The organism is Roseovarius sp. CAU 1744 (assembly GCF_039839345.1).
Classification (GTDB): Bacteria; Pseudomonadota; Alphaproteobacteria; order Rhodobacterales; family Rhodobacteraceae; genus Roseovarius.
The window spans coordinates 304,703-329,848 of sequence record NZ_JBDOQV010000003.1 but is presented as its reverse complement, the minus strand read 5'-3'; the positions used below and the strand labels follow the sequence as shown (position 1 = coordinate 329,848).

Sequence of the window (25,146 nt, the reverse complement as noted above, 5' to 3'; positions counted from 1 at the left end):
CCGCGTCAGAACGCCACCGGCCCGGTGCCGATGATCGTGTGGATCCGGTAACCCGGCGCATAGGTCAGTGTCACGGTGGTAACGGTATCCTCTCCGTCCCAGGTGGTCCGGTCAATCACGAAGACGGGCGCGTTTGCCCGCGCGTCCAGCAGGGCCGATTGCGTCGCGTTGGCGGGTTGTGCGCTGAACCCGATATCGCCGTGGGTATAAGGTGCGGTCGTGACCAGCCATTCATTGGCGCTAATCCGGTCAAAAGGCTGGTCCAGCGCGCCAGGCACGGTGTCAGTGTTGATCCACCGGTCCTCGAACACGTAAGGCGCGCCATCGGCAGTGTGGAGCGCGGTGACGTGAAGCGCCGCGTTCTTGCCGCCAAGGCGCGGCGGCGGGATGTCGATGTTTCGCGCGATCAGCTGATAGCCATAGCGCAGCCCGCGTTCCTCGATCTCCTGCCGGATCACGGGGATGTCGACGGTGGCCTTGCCGACCGGGTGCAGCGCCACGCGGGTGCCCGCCTTGCGGCGGCGCTCCAACAGGCCCGCATCGGCCAGCGATTGCAGCGCCCGGTTTACGGTGGCGCGGGCACAGCCGAACTCCCGCGCCAGATCGACCTCGTTCGGGATGGTGTGGCCGGGCGGCCATTCACGGGCATGGATGCGGCGCATGACCTCTGTCTGAATGGCCTGCCAGCTGCGGATGCCCGCGCCGCTCACAAGGCATCCCGGAGCGGTTTGATCGCCTCGCCATAAGCCGCGGTGATCTGGTCGCGGGCGATATGCCGGCCCTCTTTCACAAGATGGCGTCCGGCGGACCAGACATCGGTGACCATCCGGTCATCCCCCGCGAAAATCCAGCAATCAAGCAGTTTGTCGCCCGATTGCCCGGCCAGGTCGATATGACCGTCATCCAGCGCCAGAAGATCGGCCAGGTAGCCCTTTGCGATATGGCCGGCATTTCGCCCCGCCGCCCTGGCGCCCCCGGTGCAGACGGCGTTGAACAGGCGCCGCCCGGTCGAATGTTCCGGGGTGGCCAGCGCCGCGCGGGATCCGTCGCGCAGGCGTTGTGAATAGTCGAGCGTGCGGAGTTCTTCGCTGAGAGAGATGCGGATGTTGGAATCGGAACCGATGGCGATCTTGCCTTGGGTGTCCAGCCAGCGAACACCATCGAATATCCCGTCCCCAAGGCTCGATTCGGTGATCGGGCAGAGGCCTGCGACCGCACCGGTCAGCGCCAGGGCGGTGGTTTCATGTACCTCCATCTGGGTGCAGTGAATCAGGCACCACTGATCGGTGACATGGGCGTTGTCCAGCAGCCATTCCACAGGGCGCTGTCCGTAGGCCGATTGCACTTCCTCGACCTCGGCCAGCTGTTCGGCCAAATGCATGTGGATGGGCCCGCCGGCGGCAAGTTCCGGCGCTTCAGTGACTGATTCCGGGGCAACGGCGCGCAGGCTGTGCGGCGCCACGCCAAGGCGCGTATCGGCAGGCAGGGCGGTCAGGGCGCGGCTGGCTTCCTCCATCAACCGGGCAAAGCGCGCGGGATCGTTGCCGAACCGGATCTGGCCCGCGGTCAGTTCGCGGCGGTCGCATCCGCCAAATTGATACTGCACCGGCAGCAGGGTCAGCCCGATGCCGGTCTGCAGCGCGGCGGCGGTGATCCGTTGGGACATTTCCGAAAGGTCATAATAGGGCACGCCGCCGGGCTGGTGGTGCAGGTAATGGAATTCCACGTTCGTGGCATAACCCGCTTCCAGCATTTCCATCTGAACCAGCGCGGTGATGGCCTGCACCTGTTCGGGGGTGAGCAGGTCGAGAAAGCGATACATCAGCCGCCGCCAGGTCCAGAAGCTGTCGCGCGGGTCGGGGCCGCGGGTTTCGGTCAGGCCTGCCATCGCGCGCTGAAAAGCGTGTGAGTGGGCATTGGCCGGCGCCGGTAGCAGGATGCCAGCACGATGCCCTCGGGCGGGTTGGCCATCGGCGATATCCGTGATCTGCCCGGTCTCGTCCACCGTTACCGCGACATCGCTGGCCCAACCGGTGGGCAAAAGGGCCTGTGCCGCCCAGATCGTTTTCATGACATGTCCCCGCTTGACAGGTTTTTATGTCTAGACATAATATCAAATACGACTCACCCGATCAAGAAAGTTGTTTTCATGCTCTTGCGAAATGCAGCGGTGGCCACGATGGCCGGGGTTCAGCCCTACGGGTTGATCGAAAAAGCTGCAATTAAGGTGGAACAGGGACTAATCTCATGGGTTGGGCCCGAGGCTGATCTGCCGCCGGACCTGGAGGTCCCCGGTGAAGACCTGGCGGGCCGGCTGGTGACACCTGCGTTGATTGACTGCCACACGCATATCGTCTTTGGCGGAAATCGCGCGACTGAATTCGAGATGCGCCTGAACGGGGCCAGCTACGAAGAGGTGGCGCGTGCCGGGGGCGGGATCGTCTCGACGGTCACGGCGACCCGGGAAACGCCCGAGGATGACCTGTTGGCCGATGCGCTGCGGCGGGTGGATGCCATGCTGGCCGAAGGGGTCAGCGTGATCGAGGTGAAATCCGGCTATGGGCTGGATCGGGATACCGAGCTGAAGATGCTGCGGGTTGCCCGCCGGATCGAAGATGCACGTCCCGTCAGGATCAGAACCTCGTTCCTAGGCGCCCATGCGGTGCCGCCGGAGTACACGGGTCGCGCGGACGCCTATATCGACGAAATCTGCATCCCCTCACTCGACGCCGCCCATGCCGAAGGCGTGGTGGACGCGGTGGACGGTTTCTGTGAAGGGATCGCCTTTGACACTGCGCAGATGGGCCGCGTGTTCGACCGCGCGCGCGAATTGGGCTTGCCGGTCAAGCTTCATGCCGAACAGCTGAGCAATATCGGCGGCACGCGGCTGGCCGCCGCCTATGGTGCGCTGTCGGCCGATCACGTGGAATATGCCACCGAGGAAGACGCCGCGGCGCTGGCTGGCGCGGGCAGCGCGGCGGTTCTGTTGCCCGGCGCATTCTACACGCTGCACGAGACGCAGATGCCGCCCGTTGCGGCCTTTCGGGACCATGGCGTTCCGATGGCGCTGGCGACTGACTGCAATCCGGGGTCATCGCCGCTGACCTCGTTGTTGTTGACGATGAACATGGGCTGCACCCTGTTTCGAATGACGCCGGAAGAGGCGTTGGCGGGCGTGACCCGGAACGCGGCCCTTGCCCTGGGCCTGGAGGATTGCGGTGTGATCGCGCCCGGCAAACGCGCCGATCTGGCCATCTGGAACGTCTCTGAACCAGCCGAACTTGCCTATCGTATCGGGTTTAACCCGCTGGAACGGAGAATCTTTGGAGGGGCGGGATGAGCGAGGTTCTGACACCCGGGGCGACGGGCCTGACGCAGCTGGAAACGATCTGGCGCCACGGCTTGCCGGCGACGCTGGACGGGGCCGTCAAACCGGCGATCGAGGCCGCGGCGGCGCTGGTCGCCAAGGCCGCCGCGGGGGATGAAGCCGTCTATGGCGTCAACACCGGATTCGGCAAGCTGGCCAGCGTCAAGATCCCGGCAAGAGATGTCGCGGCGCTGCAGCGGAACCTGATCCTGAGCCATTGTTGCGGCGTGGGTGAGCCACTGGATATACCGACGACGCGGTTGATGATGGTGTTGAAGCTGCTGTCGCTGGGCAGGGGGGCGTCGGGTGTTGTCTGGCCGACCGTGGCGCTGATCGAAGGAATGCTGGACAAGGGCGTGACGCCGGTTGTGCCCGATCAGGGCTCGGTCGGGGCGTCGGGCGATCTGGCACCGCTGGCGCATATGGCCGCGGCAATGATCGGCGAGGGTGAGGCCTGGCACGACGGAGAGCGTCTGCCGGGCCAAGAGGCGCTGCGCCGCGCCGGGTTAGAGCCTATTGTGCTGGGACCGAAAGAAGGGTTGGCACTGATCAATGGCACCCAGTTTTCCACCGCTTGCGCGCTGGTCGGGCTGTGGGGCGCCTGGCGCAACGCCCAGGCCTGTATCGTGACCGCGGCGATGTCCACGGACGCGATCATGGGCTCGACCGCGCCGCTGGTGGACGAAATCCATACCTTGCGCGGGCATCGCGGACAGATCGCGGTGGCGCGCATGCAAAGTGCGCTGATGACCGGCAGCGAGATCCGCGAAAGCCATCGTGAGGGCGACACGCGCGTGCAGGATCCCTACTGCATCCGCTGTCAGGCGCAGGTCAGCGGCGCCGCGATCGACCTTCTGCGCCGGGCCGGCGAAGTGCTGGAGGTCGAAGCCAACGCGGTGACCGATAACCCGCTGGTTCTGGTGAAAGAGGGTCGCATCGTCAGCGGTGGGAACTTCCACGCGGAACCGGTCGGGTTTGCCGCAGATCAGATTGCCTTGGCCATTGCCGAGATTGGTGCAATTGCTCAACGGCGCGTGGCATTGATGGTGGACCCGACGCTGAGCTTCGATCTGCCACCTTTCCTGACGCCCGAGCCGGGGCTGAATTCGGGCCTGATGATTGCCGAGGTGACGACGGCCGCGCTGATGAGCGAGAACAAGCATATGGCCAATCCCTGCACCACCGACAGCACGCCCACATCGGCCAATCAGGAAGACCATGTTTCGATGGCGGCGCATGCGGCGCGACGGCTGGCGCGGATGAACGCGAACCTGAACACGATCCTGGGGGTCGAAGCGATCTGTGCCGCACAGGGGATAGAATTCCGCGCGCCGCTGAAAACCAGCGCGCCATTGCAGGCGGCAGTGGCGCGGTTGCGCAACGACATTCCGGCGATCGAGGCCGACCGCTATCTGGCGCCCGACCTGCAATCCGGTGTCAGGCTGATCGGCTCGGGCGCGCTGGCCGAGGCTGCCGGCCTGACCATGACCCTTGATATGGGAGACATCTGAGATGACCAATCCGCGCCACAACACCCGCGACGTCTATCCCGATACCGGCCCCGAAATCAGTGCAAAAAGCTGGCTGACCGAGGCGCCGATGCGGATGCTGATGAACAACCTGCACCCGGATGTCGCCGAAAACCCGCATGAGCTGGTGGTCTATGGCGGAATCGGCCGCGCAGCACGGACATGGGCGGATTTCGACACTATCGTTGCACAACTCAAGGAACTGGAAGACGACCAGACCCTGCTGGTACAATCCGGCAAGCCGGTCGGTGTGTTCCGCACCCACAAGGACGCGCCGCGGGTGCTGATCGCCAATTCGAACCTCGTGCCGCATTGGGCCACCTGGGATCATTTCAACGAGTTGGATAAGAAGGGGCTGGCGATGTATGGCCAGATGACCGCCGGATCATGGATCTATATCGGGTCACAGGGCATCGTGCAGGGCACGTATGAGACCTTTGTCGAGGCCGGGCGGCAGCATTACGGCGGTGATCTGACCGGCAAATGGATCCTGACCGCGGGCCTGGGCGGCATGGGCGGCGCGCAACCCTTGGCGGCGGTGATGGCGGGCGCCTGCTGTCTGGCAGTGGAATGTGACGAAACCCGCGCCGATTTCCGCCTGCGGACGCGCTACGTGGACGAAAAGACCCATTCGCTGGACGACGCGTTGGCGATGATCGAGCGTTGGACCAAGGCCGGCGAGGCGAAATCCGTGGCGTTGATCGGCAATGCGGCGGACGTGTTCCCGGAACTGGTCCGGCGCGGGGTGAAGCCCGATATCGTGACCGACCAGACCAGCGCCCATGACCCGGTGCATGGCTACCTGCCGCAGGGCTGGACCGTGGCCGAGTGGCGGGCGAAACAGGAAAGCGACCCGAAAGCCGTCGAAAAGGCGGCGCGGGCCAGCATGAAACTGCATGTTGCGGCGATGGTCGATTTCTGGAATGCCAGCGTGCCTACACTGGATTACGGCAACAACATCCGGCAAGTTGCGCTGGAAGAGGGTCTGGAAAACGCCTTTGCCTTTCCCGGGTTCGTGCCGGCCTATATCCGCCCCCTCTTCTGCCGCGGGATCGGGCCGTTCCGCTGGTGTGCGCTGAGCGGCGACCCCGAGGACATCTACAAGACCGACGCCAAGGTAAAGGAACTGGTGGATGACCCGCACCTGCACAATTGGCTGGACATGGCGAAGGAGCGGATCAGCTTTCAGGGCCTGCCCGCGCGGATCTGCTGGGTCGGCCTGGGGGTGCGCCACAAGCTGGGGCTGGCCTTCAACGAGATGGTGCGCAATGGCGAATTGTCGGCGCCGGTGGTGATCGGGCGCGATCACCTGGATTCAGGGTCTGTCGCGTCGCCAAACCGGGAAACCGAGGCGATGAAGGATGGCAGCGACGCGGTCAGTGACTGGCCGCTTCTGAATGCGCTGTTGAATACTGCCAGCGGGGCGACGTGGGTTTCGCTGCATCATGGCGGTGGGGTCGGCATGGGGTTCAGCCAGCATTCCGGCATGGTGATCTGCTGCGACGGGACCGAGGACGCAGACCGGCGGATTGCAAACGTGTTGTGGAACGACCCGGCCACGGGCGTCATGCGCCACGCCGATGCCGGTTACGAAATCGCCATCGACTGCGCGAAGGAAAACGGCCTGAACCTGCCCGGTATCCTGGGTTGAGCCTAGAGCGGTTCATAGAGGCGCAGGCACGCATCTGGCCGGCCCCGCTGGAGGAAATCCGGGCTGGCCGCAAGCGTACCCACTGGATGTGGTTCATCTTTCCGCAGCTCAGGGGTCTGGGCCGTTCGGTCACTGCGCAGAAATATGGCATCGAAGACCTGACCGAGGCGCGGGAATACCTGGCGCATCCGGTGCTGGGCGCACGGTTGGTGACAATCAGCGCTGCGCTCCTGCCACATGCGGGGCATCCCATCGAGGCGATTCTTGGCCCGGTGGACGCGATGAAGCTGCGCTCGTCCATGACCCTGTTCCAACACGCCGGTCCCGAGGCCGTCTTCAACCAGGTGCTGGGGGCATTTCACACGGGGAAAGTATGCGAACTGACGCGGGCTCTTTTGGAGGATGGCAAGGAATGAGCAGAAAGACCCAAAATAGAAGTTGCGACGAAAATATGGTAAACTGCGCCGCATTGATTAGCAGATTTTTCGTCACTTCTATTTTTGGAGGAAATAATGAGATTCGCTCTTTTTGTACTCCTGTTGGTTTCCGCAAGTTCCCTGAGCGCACAGAACAGCGCCCGATATATGTGCAACGGTCAGTTTGCGGGCGTGCCGCTTCAGGGCCAGTTGCTGGTCGAGTACCTCGCCTATTCGCAGACCTACGGATATTACGGCACGCTGTTCGACGCGAGTGGGACACGGTATGATTTCGAAGTTATCTCGAACCAGAATGGCGGGGTTGGCGGGGCCTGGGTCAGTGGTGCCCGCCACCGTGAATCGCGGATCGAGATGCGATACGTCGGAAACAACATGGCCATCGTCGATCTCGACACGGGTCAGAACGGGCAGTTCTTCTGCCAGTAGCATTCTGGCCCCTGGTTCTGCGGCCTGTCGGCCACTTGTTCCAGCGCAAATACCGGTGACCGAATCCGGGATGGACGGCGATGCTGTCCATGGGCGAATGTTGGCAACGGGCAAGTCTGTTGCCGCCGCCGATGGTTGCCTGATATTCGATAAGGGCTTGCCGGACAGCCGCGCGAACGCGGCCAGCCGACAACCGGGTTACAGAACGGATTAGCAAGGAGGTAGTGACAATGAAACGACGTGAATTTATCCGGGCCGGGGCATTCGGTACCGCGGCGGCGGGGCTGGCAAGCCCGGCGATCGCACAGGATGTGCGGCAATGGTCGATGGTGACGGCATGGCCGAAAAACCTGCCGGGGCCGGGGGTGGCCGCACAGACACTGGCGGACCGGATCACCACGCTGTCGGGCGGCCGGATCGAGGTGACGCTGCACGCCGCCGGAGAGATCGTTCCCGGCCGCGGGGTGTTCGATGCGGTGTCCGAAGGTACGGCGCATCTCTATCATGCGGTGCCGGCCTACTGGGGGTCGAAATCCAAGGGTATCCTTCTCTTTGGTTCGCAACCATTTGGCCTGCGGGCCGACGAACAGGTCGGCTGGATGGTGCATGGCGGCGGTCAGGCGCTTTATGACGAGATGTATGGCCGTTTTGGCATCAAGCCCTTCCTGTGCGGCAATTCCGGGCCGCAATGGTTCGGCTGGTTCCGGGATGAAATCAACTCGGTCGATGATCTGAAGGGCGTGAAATACCGCACCACCGGTCTGGCCTCGGAGATGTGCGCCGAGATCGGCATGGCGGTGCAGGCGATGTCCGGCCCGGCGATGTTCCAGGCGCTGCAATCCGGTGCGCTTGACGCAGGCGAATTCATCGGGCCGTGGACCGATAGCGCGCTTGGCTATCACCAGATCGCCAAGAACTACTACTGGCCGGGGATCGGCGAGCCGAGCTCGGCCGAGGAATGCGGGGTCAATCTGGCAGCCTACGAAGAACTGCCGGATGATCTGAAACTGGTGGTCAGCACGGCGTGTTCCAGCCTCTATAACGATGTCTGGACCGAATACGAGACCAAGCACGCGCTGGCGCTGCAGAAGCTGGTGGCGGATGAGGGCGTGATGCCGAAAAAGCTGCCGGACGATGTGGTGATGGCCATGGGTGACGCCGCCAAGACCGTGATTGACGGGCTGCGGTCGGACGCGGATGAACTGGTCGGGCGGATCGCCGAGAGCTTTGTCGCCTATCGCGATTCCATCGGTGCCTACATGGTGCATGCGGATAACGGCCAGATGAATGCCCGGGCGATGGTGCTGGGTTATTGAGCGAGTAGAAACCCCGGCCCGGCCTCCGTGCCGGGGCGGGGCTTGCAAGGGGGCAGGGCATGGATCGACTGGCTGATGGCTTGAACACCGTCAACCGCGCGGTGGGCCGCTCCGTCCGCTGGCTGGCGCTGTTCATGGTGCTGCTACAGTTCTTGGTGGTGGTGCTGCGCTACGTCTACGGTTTCAGCTCGATCGCGCTCAATGAAAGCGTGCTCTACATGCATGCCACCCTGTTCATGCTGGGGGCGGGCTATACGCTTCTGGTCGATGAACATGTGCGGGTGGATATCTTTCAGGCCAAGGCTTCGGATCGGGGCAAGGCGTGGATTGATACCTTCGGTCACGCGGTTCTGCTGATCCCGTCGATGCTGGCGCTGCTCTATTGGTCATGGCCCTCCGTGCGCAACGCTTGGGCCATCTACGAGGGGCCGCTCTCGGTGGGTGGCATCCCGGCGGTGTTCCTGCTGAAATCGCTGATCCCGGTCTTCTGTGTTCTCCTGATCATCCAGTCGCTTGCCTGCCTGCTTGCCAGGTTGGCGGCACTGGCCGGGAAGGCGCGCGCATGATCCTGGAATATCTCGACCTCATCATGTTTGCCGCGCTGATGGGGGCGATCTTGCTGGGCTTTCCGGTGTCATTCGCTATCTCCGGTGTCGCCATCGCATTCGCCTATCTGGGCTGGGCCACCGGGGTGATGAATATCGGTCTGCTGGGGGCGCTTGGTCAGCGGGTCTTTGGCGTCATCACCAATGACGTTCTGATCGCGATCCCGCTTTTCGTGATCATGGGCGTGGTGCTGGAACGGTCGAAAATCGCCGAAGACCTGCTTGAGACGATGGGCCGGCTTTTTGGCCAGCTGCGCGGCGGACTTGGCATATCGGTCATTCTGGTGGGGGCGTTGCTGGCGGCATCGACGGGGATCGTGGGGGCCACGGTGATTGCGATGGGATTGATCGCGCTGCCGACGATGCTGCGCACCGGCTATGACCCGCGGCTGGCTTCGGGGCTGGTCTGTACGGCGGGAACATTGGGGCAGATCATCCCGCCCTCGACGCTGCTTATCATCCTTTCCGACGTGATGTCCTCGGCCTATCAGCAGGCGCAGTACGAGCAGGGCAAGTTCACGGTCGAGACCATTTCCGTGGGCCAGATATTCGCCGGAGCGCTGGTGCCGGGGCTGACGTTGGTGGCGATCTACATCCTTTACGTTCTTGCGCGCGGGATGATCCGCCCGGGCGACATGCCGCCAGCACCTACCCCCGAAGGCCGCCCCGATCTGGCCACGGTCGCCGGCGCCGTGGCGCCGCCGGTGATGCTGATCATCGCCGTGCTGGGCGCCATCCTGGGCGGTATCGCCACGCCGACCGAGGCCGCCGCCGTGGGCGCGATCGGCGCGGTGCTCATGGCGGGGGCGCGGCAGGGGGTCAGCAAGCGGCTGATCCTGATCGGTGTCGCCGCGCTGTTGGTGCTGGCAGTCGCCGCGGGCGTCGCCCCGGTCCGGCTGCAGCGCAGCGATGCGGGGCTGGGCAGCTATGTGATGGCGGCGATCTACGCGCTGCTGGTTCTGGTGGGGATGGCGGCGGTTCTGGCATCGCTCAGACGGCTCCACACCCGCGACATGCTGGCCGGGACGGTGACGACCACGATGACCGTTACGGCGATGATTTTTGCCACGATCCTGATGGCGAGCGTGTTTTCGCTGGTCTTCGTGGGTCTCGGCGGCGACGCCCGCGTGCAGGGCATCCTCGAGGCGATGCCCGGCGGCGCCACCGGCGCGCTGATTTTCGCGATGGCGCTGATCTTCGTGCTGGGCTTCTTCCTCGATTTCGTCGAGATCACCGTGATCGTCCTGCCGCTGGTGGCACCGGTGCTGATCCTGATGGGGCATGATCCGGTCTGGCTGGCGATCCTGATCGCCATCAACCTGCAGACCTCGTTCCTGACGCCGCCATTCGGGTTCTCGCTGTTCTACCTGCGCGGGGCCGCGCCGCCTGAGATCACCACCGGACAGATCTATGCCGGTGTGGCGCCCTTCATCCTGTTGCAGATCGCGGGGATCGGGGTGATCTGGGCTGTGCCTGCACTGGCCACCTGGCTGCCCGGCCTGGTGTTCTAGCGGCGGCCCGTCGGTGACGGGCGGAAACACGCCCGTCTAATGTGAACCCTTGCACAGCCGCCCGTTCTGCGGTTCTTTGCGCGCGGGCGGTACCGGTTCGGAGGTTTGTCATGTTTCGCGTTTCACTGTTGATCCTTGCACTGTCGCTTGCAGCCTGTGCCGCACCGGACAAGAAAACCCCGCGTGAACCGGGGCTCTACCCCAACGAGACCCCGGCGCTGCGCCTTTTGATCAACCAGTACGCGGATGTCTACCAGGTGCCGCGCCCGCTGGTGCACAAGGTCATCCAGCGCGAAAGCGACTATCGTCCCAAGGCGCGCAACGGCCCCTATTTCGGGCTGATGCAGATCCTGCCCGAAACCGCCGGGGTGATGGGTTTCCGCGGCCAGCCGCGCGACCTGCTGGATGCCGAAACCAACCTGCGCTGGGCGGTGAAATACCTGCGCGGCGCCTGGCTTGTCTCGGACGGGAACATGGACCGCGCGGTCATGTGGTATGCGCGCGGCTATTACTACGAGGCGCGCAACCGCTGCCTGCTGGTCGAGACCGGGCTGCTTGACCGGGAAATCGCCAAACACTGCCGGTGACGCGGCAAGAGGCGCTACCTCTCCCGCCAGCCCGTGCTCACGTGCTTGTGACATCTCCTGCTGAAACCAAACCCGCATTCCACCCGTGAGTGTGGGCATGACGGAATTTCAGCCACGGGAGGATCAAATGGCTTTCTTTACAGACCAGATTCAATTTCACCAGCCGGCGGATCAGGATACGCCACCAATTGATTTGACGGGTATCGCATCGCTTGACTATCTCAGGCCGGTCAGTGATCCCGGCCAGACCACGACCGGTTTGCTGGATCCATCGGAACCCCTGGACAGTGACGAAGATCTGGCGCTGTATTTCTATGGAACGCAGCCGTTCTCAAGGCTCACGCCGGGGCAGGAAACCTGGCAGGATGATTTCTTTCACGATGACACCGTAATCAGCACCCTGCTTGACGAGGGGCCTGTTGGCTGAGCCCTGATTGCCGGGGGCACACCGGCCCCGTTTCACCACCGAACACCAATGGCGTTTTACGCGGCCGGCCTGTCCGCCGGTACCTGACAAGCGCGGCCTGGTCATGTGGTCATGGCCGCCGGAACAGCAACATACCAAGCGAAGGAGAAGACCATGCCATTTCTGGATTCATACTTTGATACGCCGATAGCGGAAGATATGCCACCGGCTGACCTGACGGATCTTTACGTGACGCCCGACACCGCGGCGGATAACCCGTCAGGCGGCGATGGCGGCATGTCGGCGGATAGCGGGTTCACGAACATCGAAACCGAGGACGTGTTCCTGTTTATCGACTATTTCCCGCCCTCCGGAACGGCCAATTCCACCGGGTCCGAGCCCGAGCCGCTGCCTGACGAAGCGCCCGAGAAACCGGATTTCCCTACCGAAACCGAGCTTTTTGACATGCCCGCGCGTCATTCGGCGACAAGAGCCATGCTGTTGCGCTGGCTTGTCCACGGCTGACATCCGGCCTGATGGCCAACCCGGCGTCCACCGGCCTGCCGCCATCTCTGGTTGCGGTTGGTCTGTGGCTCAGCGTTGCACGTTGACCTGATGCGGATAGGGGATCGAGATGCCCTTGTCGTCCAACGCTTCCTTGATCTGTTGTGTCAGGGTGAATTTCAGATCCCAGAATTCGGCATTGTCGCACCATAGCCGCGCGGTGATGTCCACGCTGCTGTCACCCAGGTTGGTGACCCGCACCCAGGGTTTGGGGTCATCGTGGATACGCGGCTCTGCGGCGGCGATGTCGGAGATCAGCTTTTTCGCGGTGTCGGCGTCATCCCCGTAATCAATGCCGAAGGTCAGATCCAGGCGACGGGAATCGTGGTGGGAATAATTGGTGATGATCTCGCCCCAGGCTTTGCCATTGGGAACGATCACCTGAACGTTGTCGGGTGTCACCAGCTCGGTGAAGAACAGCGCGATTTCCTTGACCGTGCCCGAGGTGCCGCCGATATCGACATACTGCCCCTGGCTGTACGGGCGGAAAATCACCAGCATCAGCCCCGCGGCCAGATCGGAAAGCGTGCCCTGCAACGCCATGCCGATGGCCAGCGTGGCCGCGCCCATGACCGCGACAAGGCTGGTGGCCTCAATCCCGAAGAGACCCAGAACCGCCATCACCACCATCAGGCGGATCACCCATTTCACGAGGTTGGCGGCGAAATTCCCGATCGTGTTGTCGATCTGTTCGTTGGCATTGACCTTTCGGCTGACCAGCCGGGCCACCATGCCGGCCACGATCCAGCCGACGATCAGTACCACCAGCGCCTTGATCGCGTTGATGATCAGCGGCCCGTAGCTGAGAGCTTCTTCGATGATCTGTTCCATCCCATTCCCCCCGTTCGTTAAGGCGTTTCTGAACGCCAGCTAGTTGTGCACCGGCAAAATTCAAAGGGCCTGCGCGATGGCAGGCCCTTTCTGTTGCGAATTTGTTTCGGGTGTCGCTACTTCTTCGCGAGAGAGTCGCGGATCTCAAGCAGCACGTCCAGCTCGCTCGGGCCGGTTTCGACCTCGGGGGCTGCCTCCTCGGGCTTCTCGGCCGCCGCCTTGACGCGGTTCACCATCTTGACCAGCATGAACACGACCCATGCGATGATGAGAAAATTGATCAGCGCCATGATGAAGTTGCCATAGGCAAACACAGCGCCGTCTTCACCTTCCGAAAGCCGGATGCCCAAACCTGAAAAATCTATCCCGCCGGTAAACAGGCTGATGATCGGTGTAATCAGATCATCCACCATCGATGTGACGATCGCCGTGAACGCCGCGCCGATGATGATACCTACCGCCATGTCCATGACGTTGCCCTTGGCAATGAAATCCTTGAATTCCTGAATCATTTGTCCCTCACCACTTTGGTTATGCGGCCTGTTCGCGTCCGCGTTTCAGTGATAGCACGGATTGTCAGACTTGTTCAGACATCGATAGTGGGAAAAACCCGCCAATTTTCCCTCGGGGCGGGAAATCGCCGGGAATGATTGCGTGGTTTTCGGGGGTGGCTTAACCCGGCAGCGTGCCTTCGAGCACGTAGCGCAGGATATCCACCACTTGCGACGGCTCTCGGGCGACGGCCAGGGCGGCGGCATCAACCTCTTTGAGCGCATGGTCATGCTCAGGGCGCTGCAGGATGATGAGCGATTTGCCAAGTGCTGCGGCAAAGCCCGCGTCAAAGGCGGCGTTCCACTGCTTGTATTGCTCGCCGAACCGGACCACGACGATATCGGCCTCCTCGATCCCTCTTCGGGTGCGGATGGCGTTCATCATCGCACCCTTATGGTCGTGCCAGTACTTGTCCGGCTCGTCGCCCAGGATGGCCACGCCGCAATCATCCGAGGCGGCGTGATCGGTGACCGGGCCGGAGAAACGTACATCCAGACCTATTGCGCCGTCGATGATCTGGTCACGCCAGTCCGTGTGAATCTCGCCCGAGAGATAGATGTTCAGGGTCATGTCGAGGCCTCCGGTTCGCTTGGTCAGACTCTGACTTAGCGCCGCGCGTGGCCGGTGCAAACCCCTATTTCCTGCAGGCTACCGGATATCGGGCCAGCGGCCCGGTCGCGGCGGGGTGTCCACAAGCCAACAAATAGGAATTGCCTCAAATCGCAGCATGGATTTAGGTGTTTCTATGAATGCTTTGCCCGATGACCGTGACCGCAACCATGTCCGCGCCCTGAGACGACGCCTGGCCAGGGATCATGGCCGGCGGGCGGCGCGCGGGCAGGGGCTTGTACCGCATCCGGCTGGTCTGTGACGTGCTGGCCGAAATCCTGACCGGAGCCCGCAACCGATGAGCGACGCGTTGCAGGAATTTCTGGAAACCCGCCGGCTGGTGCTGCATCTGGGCGCGCACAAGACCGCCACGACCTATATCCAATCCGTGCTGGCCGCCGAGCGGGCGGCATTGCGGGCGAAGGGGGTTGGGCTGATCCTGCCCGGTGATCTGCGGCGCGATACCGCGCCGCAGGATCGGCAAGGCAAGATTTCGGATGCCACCCGGCAATTGACTGCCTTCGCCGCCGATCCGGCCATCAACCAGATAGTTCTGTCCGAGGAGAACCTGATTGGATCGACCGGGAACAACTTGCGCCGAAACAGTCTCTATCCCGGCCTCAAACGCAAACTTTCAAGATTGCCGGCACCGCTGGATCATCCCAATAACCGCATTCTTTTCGCGCTGCGCGATTACGGCCCCTACCTGTCATCAAGCGTCACCACCGCGATACGCCGTGGCAAGGTTTTTGACCCCGAGGCGTTGCGCGCCGGGTTTCTTCCGTTCGCGCGCAGCTGGGCGGATGTGGTGGCCGATCTGCGCGAGGCCTTTCCGGCCGCTGAGATCAAAATCTGGCGCTATGAAGATTTTGCGGACTGCGGGCCAATGGTTTTCTCGGCGATTGCTGATGGATTTGATCCAGCGCCGCAGGCGCACGCATTCAGGACATTATCCGGCGAAGCGATGCGGCAGATTCTGCCGCAGCTGCACGACGGTAGTTCGCGCGATCGCGCGCGCCGGATTGTCCGTCAGGCGGCGCGGCGGCATCCGATCTCGGACGCGAATCCGGCCTTTACCCTCTGGTCACCCGAGGAGGCGCGGCAATTGTCCGATGCCTATGAGCGGCATTGGCACGAGATCCGAGAGTCGCATCCTGGTATCGAACTGGCCGGCGGCTAATCCAGCGTGATCGCCATGTGAACCTTGACGCCGCTTCGGCCGGTGACCTTCCAGCCCATATGCTCGTAAAGCGCCACGTTCTGCGGCAGGTCGCGATGGGTGGCAAGCTCGACCACCGAATGCCCGGCCTCTCTGGCGGTATCCAGCGCCGCCCCGATCAATGCGCGGCCCACGCCCCGACCCGCCGCGCCGGGATGCACTGCGATGTTCATCAGGTCGGCGGTGTCGCCCCGGACCGACAGGATCACGCCGCCCAGGATGTTCCTGCCATCGGCCGCGACCCAGACGACGTTGTCGCGAATGTCCATCAACACGCCTTCGGCGACCGGCGGCAGTTCGAGGCCCTGCGCGGCGTATTCGGCGTAGGCCGCGGTGATGCAACCGGTCAGCGCGGGGGCATCCGCGGGCAGGGCGCGGCGCAAGGTATAAGACGGCGCCCTCACCCCCTGAGCGTACCGCCCGTTGCCTTGGTGACCTTTTCGACGATCTTGGCGGAAACCGCCTCGATCTCGGCATCCTTCAACGTGGCCTCGGTCGGTTGCAGGCGCACGGTCATGGCCAGGGATTTCTTGCCCTCGCCCACGCTGCCGCCGATGAATTCGTCAAAGATGCGGACATCCTCGATAAGGGTCTTGTCGGCGCCCGCGGCGGCATTGACCAGGGTCAGCGCCTCGACATCCGCATCGACGACAAAGGCAAAGTCACGCTCGACCGCCTGCAGGTCACGCAGGGTCAGTGCGCCGCGGTTGGCGCTCTGGTTGCGGGGTTGCGGGATCTCGGCAGGCCAGATGGTAAAGCCCATCGCCGGGCCCTTGACATCCAGGGCGCGCAGGATGCGCGGGTGAATTTCGCCAAAGACGCCCAGTACCTTCTTGGGGCCAAGGCAGATACGGCCATGCCGGCCCGGATGCCACCAGCCATCGCCACCGCGCAGGATCTGTACCTTGGCAGGTGCGCCAAGCGCGGCCAGCACCGCCTCGGTATCGGCCTTGACGTCATAGACATCCACGGCACGGGCCGCGCCATGCACATCCTTGGGTCCGGTCTGGCCAACCAGCAGCCCGCTAACCTGCAGGTGCTGGTCGCCCGGCTCACCGCCGTGAAAGGCCTGGCCGACCTCGAACAGCGCCAGGTTCATCTGTCCGCGAGACTGGTTGCGCGCGGCGGCCTGCAGCAGGCCGGGCAGGAGCGCGGGGCGCATATGGCTCATCTCGGAGCTGATCGGGTTGGCCAGCATGGTGGCGTCATCGCCGCCGCCGAACAGCGCGGCGCTGGCCTGGTCGATGAAGCTGTAGGTGACGCATTCGTTATAGCCAAGCGCGGCGGTAGTGCGCCGGGCGATCTGTTCGCGCCGCTGAGCCCCCGACAGGATCGGTTTCGGCACCCCGGTCTGGGCGCGCGGCAGCGGCTTGCCCACCAGCTTGGTCAGCGAGGCCACGCGCGCCACCTCTTCCACCAGGTCGGCCTCGCCCCGCACATCCGGGCGCCAGCTGGGCACCTGGGCCCTGTTGCCTTCCATCCTGAAGCCAAGAGCCGTGAGCGTCTGGCGCTGTTCGGATTCGGGAATGTCCATGCCCACCAGCGAGCTTACCCGCGCCGGGTCGAGCGTATAGGCGCGGCGGACATCCGGCACCTCTCCGGCGACGACGATATTCGACGGCTCGCCGCCGCACAGCTCGATGATCATCTGGGTGGCCAGGTCGACGGCCTCCATGTTGAAGGCCGGATCAATGCCGCGTTCATTCCGATAGCGCGCGTCCGAGTTGATCTTGAGCGCGCGGCCCGTGCTGGCGATCTGGATATGATCCCAGACCGCGGCCTCGAGAAAGACATCGGTGGTCTCGGACGTACAGCCGGTTGCCAGCCCACCCATGATGCCGCCGATGGATTCGATCCCCTCGTCATCGGAAATCACCACCTGACCGGGGCCAAAGCTGTATTCCTTCTCGTCGAGCCCCATCAGCGTTTCGCCGCCTTGCGCCCGGTGAACCCGCAGGTTGCCCCTGACCTTGCCGGCGTCAAAAACATGCAGCGGACGGTTGCGGTCATAGGTGAAGAAGTTGGTTATATCGACCAGAGCCGAGATCGGCCGCAGACCGATGGCGCGCAGGCGTTTCTGCAGCCAGTCGGGGCTGGGGCCGTTGGTTACGCCGCGGATCAGCCGCCCGGCGAATACCTCGCAGCCGTTTTGCCGGGTGTCGTCGTCGATGGTCACCGTGATCGGGCTGGCAAACTGGCCCTCGACATGAGCGGTTTTGGCCGGTTTCATCGTTCCCAGGCCGCGCGCCGCCAGATCCCGTGCGATCCCGCGCACACCAAGCGCATCGGGCCGGTTGGGGGTGATGGCGATTTCGATCACCGGGTCGATCTTGGACGGGTCGTTTTGCGCCAGCCAATCGACGAACCGTTCCCCCACCTCGCCCGAGGGCAGTTCGATGATGCCGTCATGCTCGTCGCTCAGCTCCATCTCGCGTTCGGAACACATCATGCCGTGGCTTTCGATGCCACGGATCTTGCCGACGCCGATGGTGGTGTCGATGCCGGGCACGTAGGTGCCGGGCTTGGCGATGACGGCGGTGATCCCGGTGCGGGCGTTGGGCGCGCCGCAGATGATCTGCAACTCGCCCTCGTCGGTCAGCACCTTGCAGATCCGCAGCCGGTCGGCATCGGGATGCTGTTCGGCATGGAGAACCTTGCCCAGGGTGAAATCGCCAAGCCGCTCGGCCGGGTTCTCGATGCCTTCGACCTCGAGCCCAAGATCGGTCAGCGCGTCGGAAATCTCGGCCACCGAGGCGGTGGTTTCAAGATGGTCTTGCAGCCAGGACAGCGTGAATTTCATGGTCGGTCTTCCGCGGGTCAGTCATATGTCCCGTGCGCTTTAGCGGATATGCGCAAAAGGGGGAAGCCCGCAGCGGAGGATGGCGCGAAAAAGCGGTGATCAGGGATAGGCGGGGGTGCGGCCCAGCAGTTCGTCCAGCTGCCAGCCGATCCAGCCATGGGGGATGAAATGGCCGCCATCGTGGATATCAAGCGTTACCTTGCCGGTCCGGCAGTCGTCCCAGATCGTCCGGTCAAGCGTCAGCCAGTCGACGATCTGCCACGGCCCTTCGTCCCGCGCGGCGTCGCAGCCGAATTTCTGACGCCAGAGCGTGACGGGATATGTTGCGTCTCCGCCCGGGCCAAAGGGGAAATCCATCACCGTGTCGGCGGTGCCGTGCACATGGCGCACCTCCTGCGGGGCCTGCGGGCAGGGTTCGGTCTGCCGCAGCGTGCCCGATATTGCCAGCAGGGCCGCCACCCCGTTGCCGTTTTCGCAGGCATAGCGCCAGGCCATGGCCGAACCGAAGGAATAGCCCGAGACATAGATGCGCGCGCGATCAATCGGATAGCGCCTGGCAGCATCCTCGATCACCGCTTCGGCGAAACCCACGTCATCGGTGGCGCTGTCCCAGAAATCCCAGGTCTTGCGATGGCCGTTTGGCGCCAGCAAAAGCACCCCCCGCCGCCGCGTCGCGCCCGAGATGCGCCGGTGTTTGACGATCAGCGCCCCCTCGCGCATCCAGCCATGAAAATGCAGCAGCACCGGCAGCGGCGAGGTGCCATCCCAGCCGTCCGGTTCCCTGACATGGTAAGAGCGATCGCCCAACGGGCAGGGGATCTCCGCGTGGCAGGCCGGGTCCGCCCTGTCGGCCGCGAATGCCGGAACGGCAAAGAAAACCGAAAGAACCAATACCAACCTTCGCATCACACATTTCCCACGTTGTTTGCGGGAACTTTATCCGGCACATTTAAGATGTCACGTCACAAGCGTGTCAGAAATCCTGGAGGCAATGCACTGCGCGCGGAATCAAGGCGCGTAGCGCCGCCGCGCGATCGCCAGTCCGGGGGCTCCGCCCGTTCGCAGGCAAAACTCTCCCACGTAGAGGTTTCTGAAGGCCTGCTCACCTACCCGCAAGAGTTGGCGAATTTGAAACCACGACAATCATTTGACCCGCCTGTCACGCCAGTGGCAGGCACGCGTCCGCCCGCCCCACGGCGGGCGCGTTCCGCACCCGCCCGGGCGAACGCTCAGCACTACAAATCCAAACCGACCAAATGCGACGCGCTCAGCGGTGCGTTAATCAAACCAACTACCATTCTTCGACTTTTCCCAAAATTCTTTCAGGCTGTTTGCGATTGAATGAAAGTCGTTTGCCCCACCGTGAACAGACGGCAGCAGGCCATATCCATGATCTGCCGCAAAAACTATGAGTTCACCGCTTCCATTCGTACCCAACGGCAGGAATCCAAACGGCATGAATTCCCGTGTCTCCAAACTAAATTCTGCAAGTGAATCTTGAGCACTACAGAAACGGACATATTCGCTTTCGGGATTGTCGCTGCAAAAACCTTCGAAAGTTTCTGTATTCATCCAATAAGTCTTGAGATCGTTGGGAACTTTGACGTTCCAGAAAGCTTCCAACTTCTCAATGTCGTACATTGGGTAAACCGGATTACCTCGACAACCCACCATGCAGCGTCGGCACGTCGAGCGATGAAAAGCCGTAGTGCCTGAGCCAGCGCAGGTCTGAATCGAAGAATGCGCGCAGGTCGGGGATGCCGTATTTCAGCATGGCGATCCGGTCGATGCCCATGCCGAAGGCAAAGCCCTGCCACGCGTTCGGGTCGATATTGCCGGCCTCCAGCACCTTGGGGTGGACCATGCCGGAGCCCAGGATCTCGAGCCAGTCGTCGCCTTCGCCGATCTTCAGCGTCCCGCCCTCCCACGAGCAGCGGATATCGACCTCGGCCGAGGGTTCGGTGAAGGGGAAATGCGAGGCACGGAAGCGCAACTCGACATCGTCGACCTCGAAAAACGCCTTCACGAATTCCTCAAGGCACCATTTCAGGTTGGCCATCGAGATGTCGCGGTCAATCGCCAGCCCTTCGACCTGGTGGAACATCGGCGTGTGGGTCTGGTCGTAATCGGCGCGGTAGACGCGGCCGGGGGCGATGATGCGGATGGGCGCACCGTGGTCCTGCATCGACCGGATCTGCACCGGGCTGGTATGGGTGCGCAGCACGTGCGGGGGGCGATCATCTTTCGCGTCGCGGTGCATGTAGAACGTGTCCATCTCGGCCCGTGCGGGGTGGTGCCCGGGGATGTTCAGCGCGTCGAAATTGTACCAGTCGCTTTCGATCTGCGGGCCCTCGGCGACCGAGAAACCCATATCGGCGAAGATCGCGGTCACTTCCTCGGTCACCTGGCTGATCGGGTGGATCGTACCGGGACGGCGGCGATGGCCCGGCAGGGTCACGTCCAGCCATTCGGTCTTGAGCCGCTCGTCGAGCGCGGCATCGCCCAGGGCCTGTTTCTTGGCCGCGAGGGCGCTGTTGATCTCGTCCTTGAGCGCGTTGAGCCTGGGCCCGGCCACCTGCCGTTCCTCGGGCGTCATCCTGCCCAGCTCGCGCATCTGCAGGCTGACCTCGCCCTTCTTGCCCACCGCCTGCACGCGCAGGTCTTCCAGCGCGGCCTCGTCGGCGGCGGCTGCAATGGCTGCCAGGTATTTGTCGCGTAGATCGTCCATCACTCTTGTCCTGCACATGGGTCCGCACGCGGGTTACCGCGCATGACGGGCGCTTGCAAGACTATGGCGCGTCGATCCGGCTTATGTAATCGCGGGTAAACGCGACATAACCGTCCGATGTCACCTTGTGGCGTCCGCGCATATGGTCGTGCAGGGCGGGCAGCCGGTGAAACGGCACCTGTGGCAGCGTGTGGTGCTCGACATGGTAGGGCATGTTCCATGCCAGATACCGCACGATCCGGTTGGTATAGGTGGTGCGGGTGTTTTCCAGCATGTCGGCGACAAAGGCGCAGCGGCCATGTTCGGCCAGCAGGTAGAGCCTGAGAAACGGCTGGCCCAGCAGGCAGGGCAGCAGCCAGACCCAGAACAGAAACGGCGTGACGAAAAGGCTGGCAATGACGCCGGCGTAGATCAGCAGCATCCACCGCGCCTCGGTCCTCACCCGGTGATGCGTGCGGTTCGGCACATAGGCACCCGGATCGCGGCCTGATGCGTTGCAGAATATCTGTTTCAGATTGGCGTACCAGTATGGCAGGCCCGTGACATGGAGGATGTAGGCGCGGATGCTTTCCGGCTTGGCGCCGGCCGTCAGCTCGGGATCCTTGCCGGGAATGTTGGTATGGCGGTGATGGGCAAGGTGGAAATAGCGAAACCACTCGAATGGCAGGAATATCAGAACACCGCAGATGCGCCCGACCCATTCGTTGACGGATTCACGCGCAAAGGGTGTCTTGTGCGTGGCTTCGTGTTCCAGCGTGAAAAGAAAACACAGGGCGATCCCCTGCGCCAGCAGCGCCAGCTGCCAGAGCGGCAGGCCAAGCCCGATCCAGAGGGCAAGGCCCAGGATCAGCGCGCCGTGACCGGCCAGATGCCACAGACCGGCCGCGTCCGATTTCCGGTTCAGCGCGGCAAGCGTATCGGGCGGCAGCGTGGCGATGAAGGCCTTGTGATCCATCCTGGGTTCCCGTCTCCGGCGTGCGCACGGATCATATCAGCCAGCGTCGGGTTCAACCACCGTGCCGCCCGACAGAGGCCTCAATTTCGACGGTAGCGGCGGCGGAAACCTGCCCCGAGCCCGGCAAGGGCGACGGCGCTCAGCAGCAGACCGGCGCTTGATGGCAGGGGGATGATGCTGGGTCGGGTTGCCACAACCGCGATTGCACCGCCATTGGCGTTTGGCCGCCATCCATCGAAATACCCGGTTTCAAAGTCACCGTTCAGCAGCCCCGGCATCACCACGTTGTCGAGCTGGATCGTCACGTCAGGGCCGCCGCTCAGCCTGAAATCCAGAAGCGCACGCGCCGGCAGCGAAGAGCCAAAGAGTGCAAACGGATCGATGTCGTTGATCATCGCCAGCCCGTTATCAATCGCCGTGAAGCTGCCCAGCAGGTTGTTGCCCAGGAACACTTCGAGCAACCCGTCGCTTTGCAGCAGATTATACTCGAAGGACAGGTCGAACATACCCCGTGGCACATCAACCAGGGTCGACAGGCTCATCGTGCGCGATTCGCCCAGTGTCGACAATTGCGCCAGCGCCTCGGGCAGGAAATTGAGCTTGATCCGCGAGGCTTTGACGATCCGCGAGGTGCCATTGGTAAAGCGGACCGCAAAGGCGAACGTGCCCGCGCCGTTGACCGCATCGGCGGGTGCCAGATCCACCGCAAGCACGGTTCTGTTGAGGATCTTGTCGCCGGGTCCGACAACCCGGTTCTTGACCGGATCGGCGCCGACAAAGATCGCCTCGCCCGATCCGGGCGTATCTAGCGTGGCCTTGAAGACCAGGTTCTTGTTGTCGCCCAGCGACAGGTCCGAGAAAGAGCCGAAGGCGCCATCGGTCGAGGCAAAGGTCGAAAACACGGACGGGTCGGACCCTGCGGTACCCAGAAAGGCCAGGATCTCCTCGCCGCCCAGATCGCGCTCGGCGATGACCGCGGTGTTGATCTGATCGTTGATGTTCACGCTGCGGAACGCGTCATACTGACCGCTCGTGTCGATCCACTTGACCGAGTTCTGAAAGCCGATCAGCCCGGCGCGCACCTCCTGTTCTCCGCCATAGGTCAGTACCGCCATCTTGAAACCGTTGCCGCTTTGATGAAAGCTGTCGTGAAATCCGATCTCATCATCTTCGGCAAAAATCTGTCCGGTGCCGCCACTGCCGTAGGACACGGTTGAATTGGCGCTGCTGCTGAGCGTCGAGAACATGACGCTGCCGCTGCCGCCAAACAAAGCGCCCTCTTCGCTGACGCTGCAGTTTCCGCGGCAGCTTGCAGCGCCAATGGGGATCGTGACCGGGTTGAGGTTACGGTCGTCACCGGTTGTGTTCTGCCCCGGTTCCGCGATCAGAACCAGCGGCCCGCCGGTGGCCTCGACCCGGTAGATACGGTCCACCGGAAAGCTGCCGGGCACCGTCTGGCGTGCCATGAAAGCGACGAATTTACCGTCGTCGCTGATACCGGGCCCCACCACGTTCAGCGGCGTGACCGGATCGCCGGAATCCAGCAACGTGGTCTTGTTCAGGGCCGCGTCGACCGCGATGATCCGCTCGTCGGTGGCGAAATCCCGGATGTCGAGAAAAACGACGGTGCCGTTATCGGCAATGGTCGGCTTGGCATTGTCGTAACCAAGCTCTTCGCCGATCAGATGAAGGCTCTGGAATTTGTAGGACGCCGCGCTGGCTGTCGTGGCGCAGGCAATCAGCGCGCCGCATAAGAATGTAGTGCTGCGAAAAACAGGCATGAAATCCCCCCGGAAAATGCGTTCAATAAAGCGCAGAATACCATAAAACAGGGAAGAATGGCAGCGACCGGCGGGCGAGCGGGCCTTTAGGCGCCCGCGTCGATGATGGCGCGGGCCAGTATCGGCACTGTTTCGCGGTTTAGCCCGGCGATGTTCATGCGGCTGTCGCCGATCATGTAGATGCCGTGATCGGCGCGCAACCTCTCGACGATTTCGGGGCTGACGCCCAGGCGAGAGAACATGCCACGGTGCTGCGCCAGAAAGCCGAACCTGTCAGATCCCGACAGCCGGCGGAGCTCGTCCGCCAGTTGCTGGCGCAGGGCCAGCATCCCGGTACGGACCTCCTCCAGCTCGGCCTGCCAGTCGGCGCGCAGGGCTTCGTCCTGCAACACCATTGTCACCAGCCGGGCGCCATGATCGGGCGGAAAGGAATAGGTCAGCCGGTTGAGCGAATTCAGGTTGTCCTGCGCCACGGCACGCAGACCGGTATCCTGCGCCACCGCCATCAGGATGCCCGTGCGTTCCCGGTAGATGCCGAAATTCTTCGAGCAGCTGCCGGCGATCAGGGTTTCCGGGCAGATGGCGGCCACAAGGCGGGTGGCGGCGGCGTCCTCGTCCAGCCCGTCGCCAAAGCCCTGGTAGGCGATGTCGATCATCGGCACGGCACCGGTGCGGTTCAGCAGGTCGATCACCGCCTGCCATTCGGCCATCTTCAGGTTGGCGCCGGTCGGGTTGTGACAGCAGCCATGCAAAAGCACCAGGTCGCCCGGGCGGATCGCGGCCAGGTCTGCCATCATGCCGTCAAAATCCACGCCGCAGGTGGCATCGTCGAAATAGCGGTAGGTCTGCGTGTCGATCCCGAGATATTTGAGGATGCTGACATGGTTGGGCCAGGTCGGGTCGGAAACCCAGACCCGCAGACCGGGATTGGCCATGCGCGCCAGTTCAAACGCCAGCCGCACCGCGCCGGTACCGCCGGGCGTTGCTGCCGCAGCAACAGTATCGGCGGCAACCGCATCGCCCAGCAGCAGGTTGCGCATCGCCTCGGTGAAGCCCGGATCGCCGGCCAGCGCCACGTAGCTCTTGGTGGTCTCGTCCTGCCACCATTGCTGCTCGGCCGCCTTGACCGCACGCATGATCGGGGTGTGGCCCTTCGCATCCTTGTAGACACCGACACCAAGGTCGATCTTGTCCTCGCGCGGGTCGGCGCGAAAGGCCTGCATCAGCGCCAGGATCTTGTCGGCGGGCTGTTCGGTCAGGGCGCCCAGCATC

Annotated in this window: 25 protein-coding genes; 12 read left to right on the top strand and 13 right to left on the bottom strand. The window is 63.1% G+C overall.

What is annotated here, in order from left to right; genetic code table 11:
- Window positions 1-5: 5 nt before the first annotated feature.
- Together AAFO92_RS08045 and AAFO92_RS08040 are read right to left on the bottom strand one after the other, a co-directional pair.
- On the bottom strand, window positions 6-710 hold the full coding sequence (locus tag AAFO92_RS08045; RefSeq protein WP_347534198.1) for a UTRA domain-containing protein: 705 nt from the start codon (window positions 708-710) through the stop codon (window positions 6-8).
- Window positions 707-2,071 (bottom strand): formimidoylglutamate deiminase, encoded by a 1,365-nt coding sequence (locus AAFO92_RS08040; protein ID WP_347534197.1) that lies wholly within the window; start codon window positions 2,069-2,071, stop codon window positions 707-709. Before AAFO92_RS08040 ends, AAFO92_RS08045 begins: the two co-directional genes overlap by 4 nt.
- Before the next feature lie 78 nt (window positions 2,072-2,149).
- On the opposite strand from AAFO92_RS08040, the gene hutI reads away from it, so the two are divergent.
- The 11 genes from hutI (at window position 2,150) to AAFO92_RS07985 (ending at window position 12,360) form a co-directional block, all read left to right on the top strand.
- Window positions 2,150-3,340, top strand: a complete 1,191-nt coding sequence (hutI, locus tag AAFO92_RS08035) for an imidazolonepropionase (RefSeq protein WP_347534196.1) — start codon at window positions 2,150-2,152, stop codon at window positions 3,338-3,340.
- Window positions 3,337-4,878, top strand: coding sequence for a histidine ammonia-lyase (gene hutH, locus AAFO92_RS08030; RefSeq protein ID WP_347534195.1), 1,542 nt, complete (start codon window positions 3,337-3,339; stop codon window positions 4,876-4,878). The genes hutI and hutH overlap by 4 nt, the downstream gene beginning before the upstream one ends.
- A gap of 1 nt (window position 4,879) precedes the next feature.
- Window positions 4,880-6,547 (top strand): urocanate hydratase, encoded by a 1,668-nt coding sequence (hutU, locus tag AAFO92_RS08025; protein ID WP_347534194.1) that lies wholly within the window; start codon window positions 4,880-4,882, stop codon window positions 6,545-6,547.
- Window positions 6,544-6,963 (top strand): DUF1810 domain-containing protein, encoded by a 420-nt coding sequence (locus AAFO92_RS08020; protein ID WP_347534193.1) that lies wholly within the window; start codon window positions 6,544-6,546, stop codon window positions 6,961-6,963. Before hutU ends, AAFO92_RS08020 begins: the two co-directional genes overlap by 4 nt.
- Window positions 6,964-7,059: 96 nt before the next feature.
- The gene (locus tag AAFO92_RS08015; RefSeq protein WP_347534192.1) at window positions 7,060-7,410 is read left to right on the top strand and encodes a hypothetical protein; all 351 of its coding nucleotides are present in this window, start codon (window positions 7,060-7,062) and stop codon (window positions 7,408-7,410) included.
- A gap of 230 nt (window positions 7,411-7,640) precedes the next feature.
- Window positions 7,641-8,726: a TRAP transporter substrate-binding protein gene (locus tag AAFO92_RS08010; RefSeq protein ID WP_347534191.1), complete on the top strand. Its 1,086-nt coding sequence runs from the start codon at window positions 7,641-7,643 to the stop codon at window positions 8,724-8,726.
- A gap of 59 nt (window positions 8,727-8,785) precedes the next feature.
- Window positions 8,786-9,292 (top strand): TRAP transporter small permease subunit, encoded by a 507-nt coding sequence (locus AAFO92_RS08005; protein ID WP_347534190.1) that lies wholly within the window; start codon window positions 8,786-8,788, stop codon window positions 9,290-9,292.
- On the top strand, window positions 9,292-10,842 hold the full coding sequence (locus AAFO92_RS08000; protein WP_347534334.1) for a TRAP transporter large permease subunit: 1,551 nt from the start codon (window positions 9,292-9,294) through the stop codon (window positions 10,840-10,842). The genes AAFO92_RS08005 and AAFO92_RS08000 overlap by 1 nt, the downstream gene beginning before the upstream one ends.
- 110 nt (window positions 10,843-10,952) lie before the next feature.
- Window positions 10,953-11,429 carry a lytic transglycosylase domain-containing protein gene (locus AAFO92_RS07995; protein WP_347534189.1) on the top strand — a complete coding sequence of 159 codons (477 nt, stop codon included), beginning with the start codon at window positions 10,953-10,955 and terminating at the stop codon, window positions 11,427-11,429.
- Window positions 11,430-11,556: 127 nt separating this feature from the next.
- The gene (locus AAFO92_RS07990; RefSeq protein ID WP_347534188.1) at window positions 11,557-11,856 is read left to right on the top strand and encodes a hypothetical protein; all 300 of its coding nucleotides are present in this window, start codon (window positions 11,557-11,559) and stop codon (window positions 11,854-11,856) included.
- 153 nt (window positions 11,857-12,009) lie between these two features.
- On the top strand, window positions 12,010-12,360 hold the full coding sequence (locus AAFO92_RS07985) for a hypothetical protein (RefSeq protein WP_347534187.1): 351 nt from the start codon (window positions 12,010-12,012) through the stop codon (window positions 12,358-12,360).
- A 69-nt stretch (window positions 12,361-12,429) separates the two neighbouring features.
- On the opposite strand, the gene AAFO92_RS07980 is transcribed toward AAFO92_RS07985, so the two are convergent.
- From AAFO92_RS07980 to AAFO92_RS07970, 3 genes are all read right to left on the bottom strand, one after another.
- Window positions 12,430-13,230: a mechanosensitive ion channel domain-containing protein gene (locus AAFO92_RS07980; protein ID WP_347534186.1), complete on the bottom strand. Its 801-nt coding sequence runs from the start codon at window positions 13,228-13,230 to the stop codon at window positions 12,430-12,432.
- Between the two features lie 116 nt (window positions 13,231-13,346).
- The gene (gene mscL, locus AAFO92_RS07975; protein ID WP_347534185.1) at window positions 13,347-13,742 is read right to left on the bottom strand and encodes a large-conductance mechanosensitive channel protein MscL; all 396 of its coding nucleotides are present in this window, start codon (window positions 13,740-13,742) and stop codon (window positions 13,347-13,349) included.
- A 160-nt stretch (window positions 13,743-13,902) separates the two neighbouring features.
- Window positions 13,903-14,352, bottom strand: a complete 450-nt coding sequence (locus AAFO92_RS07970; protein WP_347534184.1) for a YtoQ family protein — start codon at window positions 14,350-14,352, stop codon at window positions 13,903-13,905.
- 337 nt (window positions 14,353-14,689) lie between these two features.
- On the opposite strand from AAFO92_RS07970, the gene AAFO92_RS07965 reads away from it, so the two are divergent.
- Window positions 14,690-15,571: a hypothetical protein gene (locus AAFO92_RS07965; protein WP_347534183.1), complete on the top strand. Its 882-nt coding sequence runs from the start codon at window positions 14,690-14,692 to the stop codon at window positions 15,569-15,571.
- Here AAFO92_RS07965 and AAFO92_RS07960 read toward each other — a convergent pair.
- The 8 genes from AAFO92_RS07960 to AAFO92_RS07925 all read right to left on the bottom strand — a co-directional run bounded on the left by AAFO92_RS07960 (window position 15,568) and on the right by AAFO92_RS07925 (window position 25,145).
- Window positions 15,568-16,014, bottom strand: a complete 447-nt coding sequence (locus AAFO92_RS07960; protein ID WP_347534182.1) for a GNAT family N-acetyltransferase — start codon at window positions 16,012-16,014, stop codon at window positions 15,568-15,570. The genes AAFO92_RS07965 and AAFO92_RS07960 overlap by 4 nt on opposite strands.
- Window positions 16,011-18,410: a phenylalanine--tRNA ligase subunit beta gene (pheT, locus tag AAFO92_RS07955; RefSeq protein ID WP_347534181.1), complete on the bottom strand. Its 2,400-nt coding sequence runs from the start codon at window positions 18,408-18,410 to the stop codon at window positions 16,011-16,013. The genes AAFO92_RS07960 and pheT overlap by 4 nt, the downstream gene beginning before the upstream one ends.
- A 99-nt stretch (window positions 18,411-18,509) precedes the next feature.
- Window positions 18,510-19,316 carry a polyhydroxybutyrate depolymerase gene (locus AAFO92_RS07950; RefSeq protein WP_347534180.1) on the bottom strand — a complete coding sequence of 269 codons (807 nt, stop codon included), beginning with the start codon at window positions 19,314-19,316 and terminating at the stop codon, window positions 18,510-18,512.
- A 372-nt stretch (window positions 19,317-19,688) separates the two neighbouring features.
- Window positions 19,689-20,051: an SMI1/KNR4 family protein gene (locus tag AAFO92_RS07945; RefSeq protein ID WP_347534179.1), complete on the bottom strand. Its 363-nt coding sequence runs from the start codon at window positions 20,049-20,051 to the stop codon at window positions 19,689-19,691.
- 13 nt (window positions 20,052-20,064) lie between these two features.
- On the bottom strand, window positions 20,065-21,138 hold the full coding sequence (gene pheS, locus AAFO92_RS07940) for a phenylalanine--tRNA ligase subunit alpha (RefSeq protein ID WP_347534178.1): 1,074 nt from the start codon (window positions 21,136-21,138) through the stop codon (window positions 20,065-20,067).
- A 61-nt stretch (window positions 21,139-21,199) separates the two neighbouring features.
- Window positions 21,200-22,093, bottom strand: a complete 894-nt coding sequence (locus AAFO92_RS07935) for a fatty acid desaturase (protein WP_347534177.1) — start codon at window positions 22,091-22,093, stop codon at window positions 21,200-21,202.
- Between the two features lie 80 nt (window positions 22,094-22,173).
- Window positions 22,174-23,874 carry a hypothetical protein gene (locus tag AAFO92_RS07930; RefSeq protein WP_347534176.1) on the bottom strand — a complete coding sequence of 567 codons (1,701 nt, stop codon included), beginning with the start codon at window positions 23,872-23,874 and terminating at the stop codon, window positions 22,174-22,176.
- An 86-nt stretch (window positions 23,875-23,960) separates the two neighbouring features.
- Window positions 23,961-25,145, bottom strand: a complete 1,185-nt coding sequence (locus AAFO92_RS07925; protein WP_347534175.1) for an amino acid aminotransferase — start codon at window positions 25,143-25,145, stop codon at window positions 23,961-23,963.
- Window position 25,146: the final 1 nt, after the last annotated feature.

Coding starts and splice junctions, on each gene's coding strand:
- AAFO92_RS08040 (WP_347534197.1), bottom strand. CDS start 2,071: ATGAAAACGATCTGGGCGGCACAGGCCCTTTTGCCCACCGGTTGGGCC.
- hutI (WP_347534196.1), top strand. CDS start 2,150: ATGCTCTTGCGAAATGCAGCGGTGGCCACGATGGCCGGGGTTCAGCCC.
- hutH (WP_347534195.1), top strand. CDS start 3,337: ATGAGCGAGGTTCTGACACCCGGGGCGACGGGCCTGACGCAGCTGGAA.
- hutU (WP_347534194.1), top strand. CDS start 4,880: ATGACCAATCCGCGCCACAACACCCGCGACGTCTATCCCGATACCGGC.
- AAFO92_RS08015 (WP_347534192.1), top strand. CDS start 7,060: ATGAGATTCGCTCTTTTTGTACTCCTGTTGGTTTCCGCAAGTTCCCTG.
- AAFO92_RS08010 (WP_347534191.1), top strand. CDS start 7,641: ATGAAACGACGTGAATTTATCCGGGCCGGGGCATTCGGTACCGCGGCG.
- AAFO92_RS08005 (WP_347534190.1), top strand. CDS start 8,786: ATGGATCGACTGGCTGATGGCTTGAACACCGTCAACCGCGCGGTGGGC.
- AAFO92_RS07995 (WP_347534189.1), top strand. CDS start 10,953: ATGTTTCGCGTTTCACTGTTGATCCTTGCACTGTCGCTTGCAGCCTGT.
- AAFO92_RS07990 (WP_347534188.1), top strand. CDS start 11,557: ATGGCTTTCTTTACAGACCAGATTCAATTTCACCAGCCGGCGGATCAG.
- AAFO92_RS07985 (WP_347534187.1), top strand. CDS start 12,010: ATGCCATTTCTGGATTCATACTTTGATACGCCGATAGCGGAAGATATG.
- AAFO92_RS07980 (WP_347534186.1), bottom strand. CDS start 13,230: ATGGAACAGATCATCGAAGAAGCTCTCAGCTACGGGCCGCTGATCATC.
- mscL (WP_347534185.1), bottom strand. CDS start 13,742: ATGATTCAGGAATTCAAGGATTTCATTGCCAAGGGCAACGTCATGGAC.
- AAFO92_RS07970 (WP_347534184.1), bottom strand. CDS start 14,352: ATGACCCTGAACATCTATCTCTCGGGCGAGATTCACACGGACTGGCGT.
- AAFO92_RS07965 (WP_347534183.1), top strand. CDS start 14,690: ATGAGCGACGCGTTGCAGGAATTTCTGGAAACCCGCCGGCTGGTGCTG.
- pheT (WP_347534181.1), bottom strand. CDS start 18,410: ATGAAATTCACGCTGTCCTGGCTGCAAGACCATCTTGAAACCACCGCC.
- AAFO92_RS07950 (WP_347534180.1), bottom strand. CDS start 19,316: ATGCGAAGGTTGGTATTGGTTCTTTCGGTTTTCTTTGCCGTTCCGGCA.
- AAFO92_RS07945 (WP_347534179.1), bottom strand. CDS start 20,051: ATGTACGACATTGAGAAGTTGGAAGCTTTCTGGAACGTCAAAGTTCCC.
- pheS (WP_347534178.1), bottom strand. CDS start 21,138: ATGGACGATCTACGCGACAAATACCTGGCAGCCATTGCAGCCGCCGCC.
- AAFO92_RS07935 (WP_347534177.1), bottom strand. CDS start 22,093: ATGGATCACAAGGCCTTCATCGCCACGCTGCCGCCCGATACGCTTGCC.
- AAFO92_RS07930 (WP_347534176.1), bottom strand. CDS start 23,874: ATGCCTGTTTTTCGCAGCACTACATTCTTATGCGGCGCGCTGATTGCC.
- AAFO92_RS07925 (WP_347534175.1), bottom strand. CDS start 25,145: ATGCTGGGCGCCCTGACCGAACAGCCCGCCGACAAGATCCTGGCGCTG.